The sequence below is a fragment of the Mesorhizobium sp. M1409 genome (assembly GCF_040317535.1).
Classification (GTDB): Bacteria; Pseudomonadota; Alphaproteobacteria; order Rhizobiales; family Rhizobiaceae; genus Mesorhizobium.
In genome coordinates, this window is record NZ_JAMYKV010000017.1 from 54,811 (window position 1) to 68,238 (window position 13,428).

11 protein-coding genes are annotated in these 13,428 nt (G+C 63.6%); 3 read left to right on the forward strand and 8 right to left on the reverse strand.

Translation table 11 applies throughout. From position 1 onward, the window contains the following. Positions 1 to 2: 2 nt before the first annotated feature. From NKG99_RS15735 to NKG99_RS15750, 4 genes are all read right to left on the reverse strand, one after another. Complete coding sequence (locus NKG99_RS15735; protein WP_352869253.1) at positions 3 to 1,262, reverse strand: glycerate kinase type-2 family protein; 1,260 nt, start codon at positions 1,260 to 1,262, stop codon at positions 3 to 5. Next, complete coding sequence (locus NKG99_RS15740) at positions 1,259 to 1,762, reverse strand: heme-degrading domain-containing protein (protein ID WP_352869254.1); 504 nt, start codon at positions 1,760 to 1,762, stop codon at positions 1,259 to 1,261. The genes NKG99_RS15735 and NKG99_RS15740 overlap by 4 nt, the downstream gene beginning before the upstream one ends. 65 nt (positions 1,763 to 1,827) lie before the next feature. Next, entirely contained in the window at positions 1,828 to 3,141 is a 1,314-nt protein-coding gene (gene guaD / locus NKG99_RS15745) for a guanine deaminase (RefSeq protein WP_352869257.1), read from the reverse strand. 1 nt (position 3,142) lies between these two features. Further along, positions 3,143 to 4,360, reverse strand: a complete 1,218-nt coding sequence (locus NKG99_RS15750; RefSeq protein ID WP_352869259.1) for a urate hydroxylase PuuD — start codon at positions 4,358 to 4,360, stop codon at positions 3,143 to 3,145. A 132-nt stretch (positions 4,361 to 4,492) separates the two neighbouring features. Here NKG99_RS15750 and NKG99_RS15755 point away from each other — a divergent pair, with 132 nt between their 5' ends. The 3 genes from NKG99_RS15755 to NKG99_RS15765 all read left to right on the forward strand — a co-directional run bounded on the left by NKG99_RS15755 (position 4,493) and on the right by NKG99_RS15765 (position 7,795). After that, a complete protein-coding gene (locus tag NKG99_RS15755) occupies positions 4,493 to 5,413 on the forward strand; it encodes a LysR family transcriptional regulator (RefSeq protein ID WP_352869261.1) in 921 nt (306 codons plus the stop codon). Between the two features lie 103 nt (positions 5,414 to 5,516). Beyond that, positions 5,517 to 6,533, forward strand: a complete 1,017-nt coding sequence (locus NKG99_RS15760) for an LLM class flavin-dependent oxidoreductase (protein WP_352869263.1) — start codon at positions 5,517 to 5,519, stop codon at positions 6,531 to 6,533. Then, the gene (locus tag NKG99_RS15765; protein WP_352869265.1) at positions 6,530 to 7,795 is read left to right on the forward strand and encodes an LLM class flavin-dependent oxidoreductase; all 1,266 of its coding nucleotides are present in this window, start codon (positions 6,530 to 6,532) and stop codon (positions 7,793 to 7,795) included. The genes NKG99_RS15760 and NKG99_RS15765 overlap by 4 nt, the downstream gene beginning before the upstream one ends. 19 nt (positions 7,796 to 7,814) lie before the next feature. On the opposite strand, the gene xdhC is transcribed toward NKG99_RS15765, so the two are convergent. The 4 genes from xdhC to uraH all read right to left on the reverse strand — a co-directional run bounded on the left by xdhC (position 7,815) and on the right by uraH (position 13,425). Then, entirely contained in the window at positions 7,815 to 8,948 is a 1,134-nt protein-coding gene (gene xdhC, locus NKG99_RS15770) for a xanthine dehydrogenase accessory protein XdhC (RefSeq protein ID WP_352869396.1), read from the reverse strand. A 72-nt stretch (positions 8,949 to 9,020) separates the two neighbouring features. Further along, positions 9,021 to 11,363, reverse strand: a complete 2,343-nt coding sequence (gene xdhB / locus NKG99_RS15775) for a xanthine dehydrogenase molybdopterin binding subunit (RefSeq protein ID WP_352869267.1) — start codon at positions 11,361 to 11,363, stop codon at positions 9,021 to 9,023. Positions 11,364 to 11,565: 202 nt separating this feature from the next. Next, positions 11,566 to 13,047: a xanthine dehydrogenase small subunit gene (gene xdhA / locus NKG99_RS15780; protein WP_352869269.1), complete on the reverse strand. Its 1,482-nt coding sequence runs from the start codon at positions 13,045 to 13,047 to the stop codon at positions 11,566 to 11,568. Between the two features lie 3 nt (positions 13,048 to 13,050). Further along, entirely contained in the window at positions 13,051 to 13,425 is a 375-nt protein-coding gene (gene uraH, locus NKG99_RS15785; protein ID WP_352869271.1) for a hydroxyisourate hydrolase, read from the reverse strand. Positions 13,426 to 13,428 lie beyond the last annotated feature (3 nt).

Consider the following 13,428-nt stretch of genomic DNA (forward strand, 5'->3'; position numbering starts at 1 on the left):
AGCTACCTGATCAGGATCGCCCTGAGATCGTTGACATTCGTGCCGGTCGGGCCCGGCACAAAAAGATCGCCAATCGCATTGAAGGCCGTCCAGGCATTGTTGCCGGCCAGCATGGCCTTGGCATCGACCCCGGCTGCCCGCATGCGCGATACGGTCGAAGCGTCGGCAAAGGCGCCGGCATTGTCTTCCGAACCGTCGATGCCGTCGGTGTCGGCGGCCAGTGCGTGAATGCCTTCGACGCCGCTGATGCCGATGGCGAAGGCGAGCAGGAATTCCGAATTGCGGCCGCCCTTGCCCTTGGCACGAAGTGTCACAGTGGTTTCACCGCCCGACAGGATCAGCACCGGCTTTGGAAATGGGCGGTTGCGCGTCGTCACTTCGCGGGCGATTGCCGCGTGGACGCCGCCGATCTCGCGCGCCTCACCCTCGATCGCATCGGAAAGGATGACGGCCTCGACGCCCTGTCGTTTCGCTTCCGCGGCCGCTGCCTCGAGCGATACGCCGGCCGAGGCGATCAGATGGACCTCGTTGCGCGAAAAGCGTTCATCATCCGGGTCTGGCGCATCGGCGGCCGGCGAATTGATATGCGCCATCACCGAGGCCGGCAGCTTCATGCCATAGGTTGATATCGAGGCCAGTGCGTCTGCGCGGCTGCCGGTATCCGGCACCGTCGGGCCGGAGGCGACGAGCGCCGGATTGTCGCCGGGAATGTCGGAAACGACCAGCGACACCACCTTGGCCGGCCAGGCGGCAGCCGCCAGCCGACCGCCCTTGATGGTCGAAAGATGCTTGCGGATGGTGTTCATCGCCGCGATCGGCGCACCGGAGGCGAGCAGCGCCTCGTTGACGGCGATCTCGTCGGCCAGCGTCAGGGTGCCGGCCGGCGACGGCAGCAGCGCCGAGCCGCCGCCCGAAATCAGCGCCACGACCAGGTCGTCCGCCGTCAGTCCCTGGACCTTCGCGAGCAGGCGGCGCGAGGCTTCAAGCCCGGCTGCATCCGGCACCGGATGCGCCGCTTCGATGATCTCGATACGCTCGCAGGTCGCGCCATAACCATAGCGGGTGACGACCAGCCCTTCGATCGGGCCGTCCCACACCTTCTCGAACGCCGCCGCCATCTGCGCCGAGCCTTTTCCGGCGCCAATGACGATGGTGCGGCCCTTGGGCTTGGCCGGCAAATGATCCCGGATGGTTCGTTCCGGATCGGCGGCGGCGACGGCCGCGTTGAAGATGGCGGTGAGGAACGATTTGGGGTCGCTCATTTTTCTTCCGGGGGCAGTACCAGCCCGAGCTTGTCGATGCCCAAATGATCGCACAGTGCCTCGACGACGACGCCGTGATCCTGGCGCTCCGGCAGGCCGGAGACGGCGATCACACCAATGACCCCGGCGCCTTCAACCGTGACCGGAAAACCGCCGCCGGCGAGCACGTAGTCAGCGATGTCGAGGCCCTCACCGATCTTGAAGGTGCGGTCAGGGCGCTGCTGTTCCAGCACCATCCGATAAGTGCTTTTCAGGAACCGCTTCACGACATTGATCTTGCGTCGCGCCCAGTCGGGATTGGAAGCGTTCGAGCCCGGCATCGCGGCATAGAAAAGCGGCCGGTCGAAGGTCCTGATATCGACGATAACAGGCAGGTTCTCGGCCAGTGCCCGGTCGCGGATGGCCGAACCGAGCTTGAACGCGACGGCCTCGTCAAAGGCCGGAAAAACAAGGGTCTCTTCCTGTCTCTTGATCAAAGCGATGTCGTCAGCAACGGCCATGTCGTTCCCCTGTCAACTTCGCCGCACGCTTTGACCGATGGCTGCCGTGGGGTCAAGCAAGGATTCTAAATTGCAATATCAGTCTTGGCCGGACGGCCGGCCACATAGACCTCGCGCACGGCGCGGTCGTCGCCCAGCGTTTGTAGCAGGAACAATTCCTGCGCCAGTGTCTCGACCGTTTCCATCCTGAGCCGCATCGCAGGCGTGGCCCTGGCATCGAGCACGACGATGTCGGCGTCGGTGCCGGCATCCAGCGTGCCGATCTTTTCCGCCACCGACAGCGCCTCGGCATTGCCGCGCGTCAGCTGCCAGAAGGACTGGAACGGGTTCAGCTTCTCGCCATTCAGCGCGATCACCTTGTAGCCTTCGTCCATGGTGCGCAGCATCGAATAGTTGGTGCCGCCGCCGACATCGGTGGCGGCGGCGATGCGGACCGGCTTGTCGCGGCGGCGAAAGCGCTGATAGTCGAACAGGCCGGAGCCAAGGAACAGGTTCGAAGTCGGGCAGAACACCGCCACCGAGCCCGAGTCCGAAAGCGCATCCGCCTCGCGCTCCGACAAATGGATGCAATGGCCGAACAGGCTCTTTTTGCCCAACAGCCCATAGTGCTCGTAGACGTCGGTATAGTCCCGCGACCACGGATAGAGTTCCTGCGTGAAGGCGATCTCGCCATGATTTTCCGACAGATGCGTCTGCATGTGCAGGTCGGGATGCTCGCGGCACAGCACGCCGGCCATCTCCATCTGCTCCGGCGACGAGGTGATGGCGAAGCGCGGGGTGATGGCATAGAGCTGCCGCCCCTTGCCGTGCCACTCGGCGATCAGCGCTTTCGTGTCGTCGTAGCCGGATTGCGGGGTGTCGAGCACGCCGTCGGGCGCATTGCGGTCCATCATCACCTTGCCGGCGATGTTGAGCATGTTGCGGTCATGCGACTCCGCAAAGAAGGCTTCGGCTGACGCCTTGTGCACCGAGCAATAGGCGGCGACCGTCGTGGTGCCGTGGCGCACCATCTCGTCGAGGAACAGCCGCGCGATGCGGCGGCCGTGCTGCGCGTTGGCGAACTTGGTTTCTTCCGGGAAGGTGTAGGTGTTCAGCCAGTCGAGCAGTTCGGCGCCATAGGAAGCGATGATCTGCATCTGCGGGAAATGCGCATGCGCATCGATGAAGCCCGGCAGCAGCAGATGCGGCCGGTGGTCGATTCTTTTCGCCGCTTCACCGGCCTGTTTCTCCACGTCAGCATAGGCGCCCGCGGCGACGATCCTGCCTTCGCGGATAAGCAGGCCGCCATCCTCCTCGTAGCGCCAGGCGGCATGGTCGTCGATGGTTTGCGGCCAGCGCACAAAGGACAGCGTGCGGCCGCGCAGAAATGTCGAAATCATGCTATTTCCCTGCGCCTTCGAACCAGGCCACCAGCAGCGCCCGTTCCTTATCGGTGATCTGCGAGACGTTGGCAGGCGGCATGGCATGGCTGCGGCCGGCCTGCAGATATATCTCGCGAGCATGGTTGGCGATGCCGGCGTCGGTATCCAGCATCACGCCCTTCGGCGCATGATAGATGCCCTCGTAGACCGGCTCCGCCGCATGGCACATCGAGCAGCGGCCGAGCACGGTGTCGCGCACCGCTGGGAAATGCACCGAAGCGACATAGACCTGCGCCGACGCCGATTCCCGGGGTTCGCCGGTCAGCACCTTCGGCGCGGTCGACAGCCAGATGATGATGATGAACAGGACAAGAGCGCCCAGCCAGGTCCAATGTGGGTTGCCCTTGCGCGCGTGGACACTGTTGAAATAATGCCGGATCAGCACGCCGATGATGAACACCAGCGAGGCGATGACCCAGTTGAACTGCGTGGCGAACGCCAGGGGATAGTGGTTCGACAGCATCAGGAACAGCACCGGCAGCGTCAGATAGTTGTTGTGCAGGGAACGCTGCTTGGCGATCTTGCCGTATTTCGGATCGGGCTTGCGCCCCGCGATAAGGTCGGCGACGACGATCTTCTGGTTGGGGATGATGACCATGAAGACGTTGGCCGACATGATCGTGGCGGTGATGGCGCCCAGATGCAGGAAGGCGGCGCGGCCGGTGAACAAATGCGTCAGTCCCCAGGCGATGAACACCAGCACGCAGTAGAGCACCAGCATCAGCCCGGTGTCGCTCTTGCCGAGCGGCGAGCGGCAGAGGAGATCATAGACCACCCAGCCGACGCCGATGGTAGCCAGCGACAGCAGGATCCCGACCGGCACCGACATAGGCAGAACGTTGGGATCGATCAGGAACAGATCGGCTCCGGCATAGTAGACGACGCACAGCATGGCGAAGCCGGACAGCCAGGTGGCGTAGGATTCCCATTTGAACCAAGTCAGGTGCTCGGGCATCTCGGCCGGCGCCACCAGGTATTTCTGGATGTGGTAGAAGCCGCCGCCATGCACTTGCCATTCCTCGCCGAAGGCACCGACAGGCATGCCCGGCCTCTGGCGCAGGCCGAGATCGAGCGCGACGAAGTAGAACGACGAGCCGATCCAGGCAATGCCGGTGATGACATGCAGCCAGCGCACGGCGAAGCTCAGCCAGTCCCAGAAAATCGCGAAATCCATCATTGAAGTCGTCCCTGCCGATTGGGTGACTTTACGGGCTGGAGCGCAAACGGAAAGGGGCGAGGTGCACGATGACTTTCAAAAAAAAATGGAAAATACTAGGCTTATCGCTGCAAACCGGCGAAGGTGCTCCGTATGGCCTATCTCGACAACATCGCCGTCTTCGTCCGCGTCGTCGAGCTCGGCAATCTGTCGGCGGCCGGGCGCGACATGCGCATTTCACCGGCGGTCGCCTCCAACCGCATCAAGGAGCTGGAGAAGCACCTTGGCGTGCGGCTTTTCAACCGCACCACGCGGCAATTGATGCCGACCGAACACGGCACGGTTTTTTATTCTGGCGCCAAGCAGGTTCTGGAGGCGATCACCGAGGCCGAAGCGGCTGTCTCGGCCCTTTCCGGCCAGCCACGCGGTACCATCCGCGTCACGGCACCCTTGGGCCTCGGCCGCCGGCTGGTGGCTTCGGGCATTCCCGATTTCCACGACAAATACCCTGATATCGAGGTGCGGCTGAGGCTCTCGGACCACAATGTCGACATCATGAAGGAAGGGATCGATGTCGCCTTCCGGCTGGGCATCATCGAGGATTCCAGCCTCAGGATGCGCGGCATCATGGAATGCGAGCGCGTGCTGGTGGCAGCGCCGGAATATCTGGAAGCGCGCGGCGAACCGGTGGAGCCGCAGGAGCTGATCGGCAAGAAACACGATTGCCTGATGCTGCGCTACTCCGGCGCGCGCGAATATGTGTGGACGCTGCAGACACCCACAGGCCCGCAGAAATTCGAAGTGCACGGGCCCTACGACACCGACGATGGCGACGTGCTGACCAGTTGGGCGCTGTCGGGGCGCGGCATCATCAACAAGCCGCGCTTCGAGGTCGAGCCGTTCATCCGCGACCAGCGCCTGAAGGTGATCCTGAGCAACACGCCGCCGACGCCAGTGCAGTTCGCCGCCGTTTACCCGCACAAGAAGCTGCAGGATCCAAAAGTGCGGCTGCTGCTCGACTTCATGGCCGAACGCTGCCAGCGGCTGATCAATGATCTGCTCGCGGGTAAATAGGACTGGCCGGCAAGTGACCGGCGGTTGGCCCAGCGCAAGCGGTTGCCATCCCGGGAAGCGGCGAACATAGTTCAGGTCGATTTTCGTCTTGCAGGGACCATCGATGGACAACGGCGCCACAATGCATCTTGCCGTTTCGCTGTTTCCGGGGACCGCCGATCCATCACCCGAACCGCCATTCGGTCGCTTGGCAAAGTTTGTGCAAAAGGCCGAAGCTGCGGGGTTGGACATGGTGCTGTTCGCCGATTCCGCGCCGACTGCCGGTGGCGATGCAGCGAATAGGCCGGTGCCCTTTGAAGCGACGACGCTGCTGGCCGCACTGGCAACCGTAACGAGCAGGATCGGCCTCGTCGCCACGGCCTCCACAATTGCCCATCAGCCCTACAACCTGGCGCGCCGTTTCGCCTCGCTCGACATCATCAGCCATGGCCGCGCCGGCTGGAACGCGACCATGGCGCAGAACCCGCGCGAGGCGGCCAATTTCAGCCGGCCCGAAGGCTTTTCGTCCGACGATTTTCGCCGGCGCACGGAGGAGTATATCGGCATCGTCCAGGGCTTGTGGCGGGGCTGGGATGCGGATGCGCTGCTATTCGACAAGAGCGGTGGCCGCTTCCACGACCCCGGAAAAATGCACCTGCTCGACCACAAGGGCGAGTTCTTTTCCGTGCGCGGACCGCTGAACGTCGCGAGATCGCCGCAGGACAGGCCGGTGCTGGTGCTGTCCGGTCTGTCGGAGCCCGACCTGGATATTGCCGCCCGCGCCGCCGATGTCATTCTGCTGGACGACGGGCCGATCGATGGCGCGAAAGCGCGCTATGAGGACCTGAAGCGCCGCGTTGTCGCCTGCGGACGCGATCCTGATGCCGTGAGGCTTCTGACGAATATCTCGCTCCTCACCAATGGCACCACCAAGCCGACCATCGCCGACAGCATGGAAAAAGAATTCCGCTCGAAAAGCTGCGACGGATTCAATATCCAGATGCCGGCACAACTCTCAGCGCTCGACGATTTCGTCGATCTGGTTTTGCCGGAGCTGCGGCTGCGCGGCCTGTTTCGACAGAGCTATCGCGGCGCGACGTTGCGCTCGCATCTCGGGCTTGCCGGCGGAGAAGATCAATGACCGGCGCGCACCGTCAGATGAAGCTCGGTGCCTTCCTGTGGGCGACCGGCCACCACATCGCCGCCTGGCGCCACCCAAAGGCGCATGTCACGGCGGGCATAGACATCGACCATTACGTCCAGCTGGCGCGCACGGCGGAGGCGGCGAAATTCGACATGGTGTTCTGCGAGGACGCCGCCGGCCTGCGCGAAGCCAATGTCGGCATCGCCAGCCAGACGTCGCGCTCGATCGGCTTCGAGCCGATCAGCCTGCTTTCGGCGCTCGCCGTCCAGACCAGCCGCATCGGCCTCGTTTCCACGGCGTCGACAAGCTACAACGAGCCCTATGGGCTGGCACGGACCTTTTTGTCGCTCGATCATCTAAGCGGCGGCCGTGCCGGCTGGAACCTGGTCACCTCGGCCAGCCCCATCGAAGCCGCCAATTTCGGCTCGACTGGCCTCAAGCCCCATGCCGACCGCTACGAACGGGCGCGCGAGTTCGCCGAAGTGGTCGCCGGGCTTTGGCGCGGCAAGCTCGATGGAACTTCCCGTCATGCCGGCCAAAGCTTTTCGGTGCGGGATCCACTCGACCTGCCGCGTTCACCGCAAGGCGCGCCGGTCATGGTCCAGGCCGGCGCCTCTGAGATCGGCCGCGACCTCGCCGCCCGCACCGCCGATGTGGTGTTCACGGCGGCGCAGACTTTCGAGGAGGCCAAGGCCTTCTACGACGACCTCAAGGGGCGTCTGGCGGCCTATGAGCGTGAGCCGGACGACATCAAGATCATGCCCGGCGTCGCGCCAGTGGTGGCGGAAACCGAGGCGGAGGCCCAGGAAAAATACGAAGAATTGCAGGAGCTGATCCCCGACGATGTCGGGGTGGCGCTGCTGTCCAGCTATCTCAGCATCTCCGATCTGTGGCGCTATCCGATCGATGGACCGCTGCCGGAGCTGCCTGAGAGCGAGGGGATGAAGAGCCGGCAGGCGCTGGTGATCGAGCAGTCGCGCCGCGACGGACTTTCCATCCGGCAGCTGGCGCGGCATTTCGCTGGCGCGCGCGGCCATTGGCGCATCGTCGGAACAGCGGCCCAAATCGCCGACGAGCTGCAGGCGCGGTTCGAGGGCGGAGCGGCCGACGGCTTCAACGTCATGCCCTCGTATTTCCCCGGCGAACTCGATGCGTTTGCAACGCTCGTCGTGCCGGAATTGCAACGGCGCGGCCTGTTCCGCAGGGATTATGACGGCCGCACCCTGCGCGAGCATCTGGGCTTGAAGCGGCCTGGCTGAGATGCGTTGAGGCGCAAGCTTAGCCGACCGTCACCTTGTCATGCGGAACCTGATGGCCTACATTTGATGCTGCGGCGTGGGCGACCAGCGCCGTCATGATCTCGGCCGCCGCCAGCGCCGCGATGACTTGCGGACGCTTGTCCTTGACGGTGTCGCCGCCGATCGGCGAGACGAGGCGGGCAAATTCCGCCTCGCTGCCATCCGCCGATTTCAAGAACCAGTTCTTGAACGTCGCTTTCTTGGTCTTCGAGCCAATCATGCCGACATAGGCGGCATCGTCGCGTTTCAGCGCCTCGGCGACAATCAGGAAATCCAGCGCATGATCATGGGTGAGGATGGCGAAAGCGGTGCCGGCGGGAGCGTTTCGCACCTCAGCCTCGGGCATCGGCGTCAGCCGCATCTCCACGGTTTCCGGCATGCCTTCCAGCGCCTCGGCCCGCGTTTCGATGACGACGCCATGCACGGGAAGAAGTGAGATCGTCGACGCCAGCGCCTGGCCGACATGGCCGCCACCGAAGATATAGACATGCGGCAGATGAGCCTCCTCGGCTTCCGCGGCCGCAACCAGGTCGGCGGCGAGCGCGGCATCGACGAGCCGGATCAGCACTTCGACGCGCCCGCCGCAGCATTGGCCGATCTCGGGGCCTAGCGGGACGTCGAGGGTGGCGCGAATATCCCTCCCCCTTGAGGGGAGGGTGGCGGCGAAGCCGTCGGGTGGGGTCGCCGCGGCGCGGGGTCTCTCCCCCCTTGAGAGGGAGATGTCGGCGAAGCCGACAGAGGGGGTCGTTGCGGCAGTGCTCGACGCCCTTGTGGTGCCTTCTGAGAGTGCCCCCTCTGGCCGCTTCGCGGATTGCCCTTCGCCATGGCTCCGGGCGTTCGTCGCTGAAAAAGCCAAATCATTGGCTTTTTCTCGGCCTTCAGCCGATCGTTCCTCACCCCCCTCAAGGGGGGAGAAAAGCATCTGCCTGGCTTTGTCGATGGCCATATACTCAAGTTGCCCGCCGCCGATCGTGCCTGAAATCGCCGATTGCGAGACGAGCATGAAGGCGCCCTTCTCGCGTGGCGTCGACCCTTTCGTGCCGGCGACCTCGACCAAAGCGATGCGGCCTTGACCAGCAAGGAAGTCTTTGAGGTTTTGCACGTTCGAATTCATCATTCGCATTCCCGTGCGGGAAACATAGGGTTTTTCGGCCTGAATTGCACGCATGCCGACCGTGGCGCAGACTCAGGCCTTGGCCTCGGACTTCAGCCGCTCGATCGCCATCAGAACCCGCTCCGGTGTCGCCGGCGCATCGAGGCGCGGACAGATCCGGTTGTCGGCGACGCTCGCCACCGCGTCCGACAGGGCGTGCAGCACCGACATGCCGAGCGGGAACGGCGGCTCGCCGACCGCCTTGGAACGGTGGATCGTCGGCTCGCTGGCTTCCGGCCAGTCGGCCAAGGTGACGTTGAAGATCTTCGGCCGGTCGGAGGCGAGCGGGATCTTGTAGGTCGATGGCGCGTGGGTGCGCAGACGGCCTTTGTCGTCCCACCACAGTTCTTCCGTCGTCAGCCAGCCCATGCCCTGGATGAAGCCTCCCTCGATCTGGCCGATGTCGATGGCGCGGTTCAGAGAGCGGCCGCAATCATGCAGAATGTCGGTGCGCTCGACCATGTATTCGCCGGTCAGCGTGTCGACCGAGACCTCCGAGCACGAGGCTCCATAGGCGAAATAATAGAATGGGCGCCCCTCGCCCTTGTCACGGTTCCAGTGGATTTTCGGCGTCTTGTAGAAACCGGCCGCCGAAAGCTGGATGCGGGCCATATAAGCCTGCTTGACGAGGTCGGCGAAGGCGATTTCCTGGTTGCCGATGCGCACCCGGTTGGGCAGGAACAGCACCTGATCGCGCGGCACCTGATATTTTTCGGCGGCGAAATCGGTCAGCCGATCCTTGATCTGGCGAGCGCCGTTCCGCGCCGCCATGCCGTTGAGGTCGGAGCCGGACGACGCCGCCGTGGCCGAAGTGTTCGGTACCTTGCCGGTCGTGGTCGCGGTGATCTTCACCTGGTCGAGGTCGATCTGAAACTCTTCCGCCACCACCTGCGCCACTTTGACGTAGAGGCCCTGCCCCATCTCGGTGCCACCATGATTCAGATGCACCGAACCGTCGGTATAGACATGCACCAGCGCGCCGGCCTGATTGTAGTGCGTGGCGGTGAACGAGATGCCGAACTTGACCGGCGTCAGCGCCAGGCCCCGCTTGATGAAACGACTGTTGGCGTTGAAGGCCGATATTTCCCGCCGCCGCCGTGCGTAGCTGGCGCTTTCCTCCAGTTCGGCGACGATGCGCTGGATGATGTTGTCCTCGACCGTCTGGTGGTAGGGCGTAATGTTGCGGTCGGATGTGCCGTAGAAATTCTTCTTGCGGATTTCGAGTGGATCCTTGCCGACCGCAAAGGCGACCTCGTCGATGACGCGCTCGGCGCCGACCATGCCTTGCGGGCCGCCGAAACCACGGAAAGCGGTGTTCGACACGGTGTTGGTGTAGAGCGGTGCCGATTGCGCATGCACCGCCGGCCAGAAATAGGTGTTGTCGCAGTGGAACAGCGCGCGATCGGTCACCGGGCCGGAAAGGTCCGACGAAAAGCCACAGCGTGCCGCGAACATGAAATCGACACCGAGGATGTTGCCCTCGTTGTCGAAGCCGACCTCATAGTCGACCAGGAAATCGTGACGCTTGCCGGTGGCTATCATGTCGTCGTCGCGGTCGGGCCGGATTTTCACGGCGCGATGGTGCTTCTTCGCGGCGATCGCGGCCAATGCCGCAAACTGGTTGCCTTGCGTCTCCTTGCCGCCGAAGCCGCCGCCCATGCGGCGGATTTCCACCGTAATGGCGTTGCTCGGCACGCCCAGCGCGTGGCTGACCATGTGCTGGATTTCGCTCGGATGCTGGGTCGAGGAATAGATGGTGACGTCCTGGTCCTCGCCGGGCACGGCCATAGCGATATGGCCTTCGAGATAGAAATGCTCCTGGCCGCCGATGCGCATCTTTCCTTTCAGCCGGCGCGGCGCCTGACGGATCGCTGTGGCGGCATCGCCGCGCTTCAGGGTCAGCGGCGGCGTGACGAGCTTGTCTTTCTTCGGATCGAGCTCGCCGATGTCGGTGACGAAAGGCAATTCCTTGTATTCGACCTTGGCCAGCCTTGTCGCACGACGCGCCTGCTCGCGCGTCTCGGCAATGACGCAAAAGATCGGCTGTCCGTAGAACTGCACCTTGCCGTCGGCCAGCACCGGCTCGTCGTGGCGGCCGGTCGGCGAGATGTCGTTTTCGCCCGGCACGTCCTTGGCCGTCAGCACGTCGACAACGCCGGGCGCCGTACGCACCGCCGAGAGATCCATGCTGGTGATGGTGGCATGTGTTGCAGCCGAAAGCCCGAGGCAGCCATGCAGCGTGCCGGCCGGCTCCGGCATGTCGTCGATATAGACGGCGGTGCCGCTGACATGCTTGTGCGCGGAATCGTGGCGCTGGTCGGTGGCGACGCCACCTGAAATCTTTTCAGCCTTGAGGTTGGGAGCGTGGCTGGTCATTGAGCGCCCCCTTTCCCTTCTCGCCGTTCACGGGGAGTAGGTGGCCCGAAGGGCCGGATGAGGGGCAGCGCCGACGTTGACAGCCTTTCAGACAAAGATCGATGACGGCGCCGCCCCTCATCTGACTGCCGGCATCTTCTCCCCGTGAACGGGGACGCTACTCGCGACCGTTCGGCTGTTTGTTCACTACCATTGGTGTTCATCATGCCGCCTCGTTGCGTGACACCTGGAATGGTGCCCGGGTATCCGTGGTTTCGACAAAGAAGCGCAGCAGCAGGTTCTTCGCCGCCAGAGTTCGATACTCTGCCGAGGCGCGCATGTCGGTGAGCGGTGTAAAGTCTTTCGCGTACTCGGCCATCGCCGCCTCTACCGTCTGTTCTGTCCACGGCTTGCCGAGCAGCGCTTTTTCAACGGCCGGCGCACGCTTCGGCGTCGCCGCCATGCCGCCATAGGCGATGCGCACATCCGCGACCGTGCCATCCTCGGCCAGCGTCAGGAAGAAGGCGCCGAGGGCTGCCGTGATGTCCTCGTCGCGGCGCTTGGTGATCTTGTGGACGGCGAATTTTGTGCCCTTGGCCGGCACTGGCACGTGCACCGCTTCGACGAATTCGCCAGGCTGCCGGTCCTGCTTGCCATAGGCAATGAAGAAGGTTTCCAACGGGATCGTGCGCCGCTTGTTGCCCTTGCGCAGCGTCAGCCGCGCGCCAAGCGCGATCAGGGGCGGCGGCATGTCGCCGATCGGTGAGCCGTTGGCGATGTTGCCGCCGATAGTGCCCATGTTGCGCACCTGATCGCCACCGATGCGATCGAACAACGGCCCCAGCGCCGGTATGCGTCTGGCCAGCGTCGAGAATGCTTCGGTGTAGGTGACGCCGGCGCCGATGGTGATGAGGCCATTGTCTTCGGCGATGGTGCAAAGCCCATCGAGATCGCCGATGAAGATCGCCGGCGAAATATCGCGCATATGCTTGGTCACCCACAGGCCGACATCGGTCGCACCGGCGACGATTGTGGCGCCAGGTTCCTTGTCCAGCACGGTGGCGAAATCATCGACATTGGCCGGCACGATCAGCCGCTTCTTGCCGGCGCCGATCTCGACCCGCGCACCGTCATGCATGGCCTCGAGCCTCGCTGTGATCGCCTTGCGCTCGGCGGCCAGCGGGTCCTTCGCCACCTTGCCGTAGCTGGAGATGGCATGCGCCGCGCGTATGATCGCCTCGTAGCCGGTGCAGCGGCAGAGATTGCCCTGCAACGCCTTTTCGATAGAAGCGTTCGACGGGTCCGGTGATTTCATCCACAGGCCATAGAGAGACATGACGAAACCCGGCGTGCAGAAGCCGCATTGCGAACCGTGGAAATCGACCATCGCCTGCTGCACCGGGTGCAACTGCCCGGGCGACCCATGCAAATGCTCGACGGTGACGACATGGGTGCCGTCCAGCGAGCCAAGGAACCGGATGCAGGCGTTGACGCTTTCATAGACCAGGCCGCCAGCCGAGAGCTTGCCCACTAACACGGTGCAGGCCCCACAATCGCCTTCGGCACAGCCTTCCTTGGTGCCGCACAGCGAACGGTCGAGCCGCAGCCAATCAAGCAAGGTCGCCTCAGGGGCCACCGATGAAAGCACGACATCCCTGCCATTGAGAATGAACCGGATCTCGTTACGGATGCTGACTTTGGCCATGCTTCAGCTCCCCCTGTAGGTCGAATAGCCATAGGGCGAGACGAGCAGTGGCACATGATAGTGCACCGGCTCGGCCACGCCGAAACGAATTGGTATCAAGTCGAGAAAGGCCGGGTTTGGCAATTTCGTTCCCTGCTGGCGTAGATAATCACCGGCCGCGAAGACCAGTTCGTATTCGCCGGTGCGGAACTCCACGCCGGCGAGCAGCGGCTTATCGCAACGGCCGTCGGCATTGGTGACAACAGTCTTCAGATGTGTTCGCGCCTTGCCCTCGAGGTAATAGAGCGCGATCGACAGTCCCGCCGCCGGCTTGCCGGTCGCCGTGTCGAGGACATGGGTCGTCAGACGCCCGCCATCGGCTTTCGACGTTTCTGCCATTGG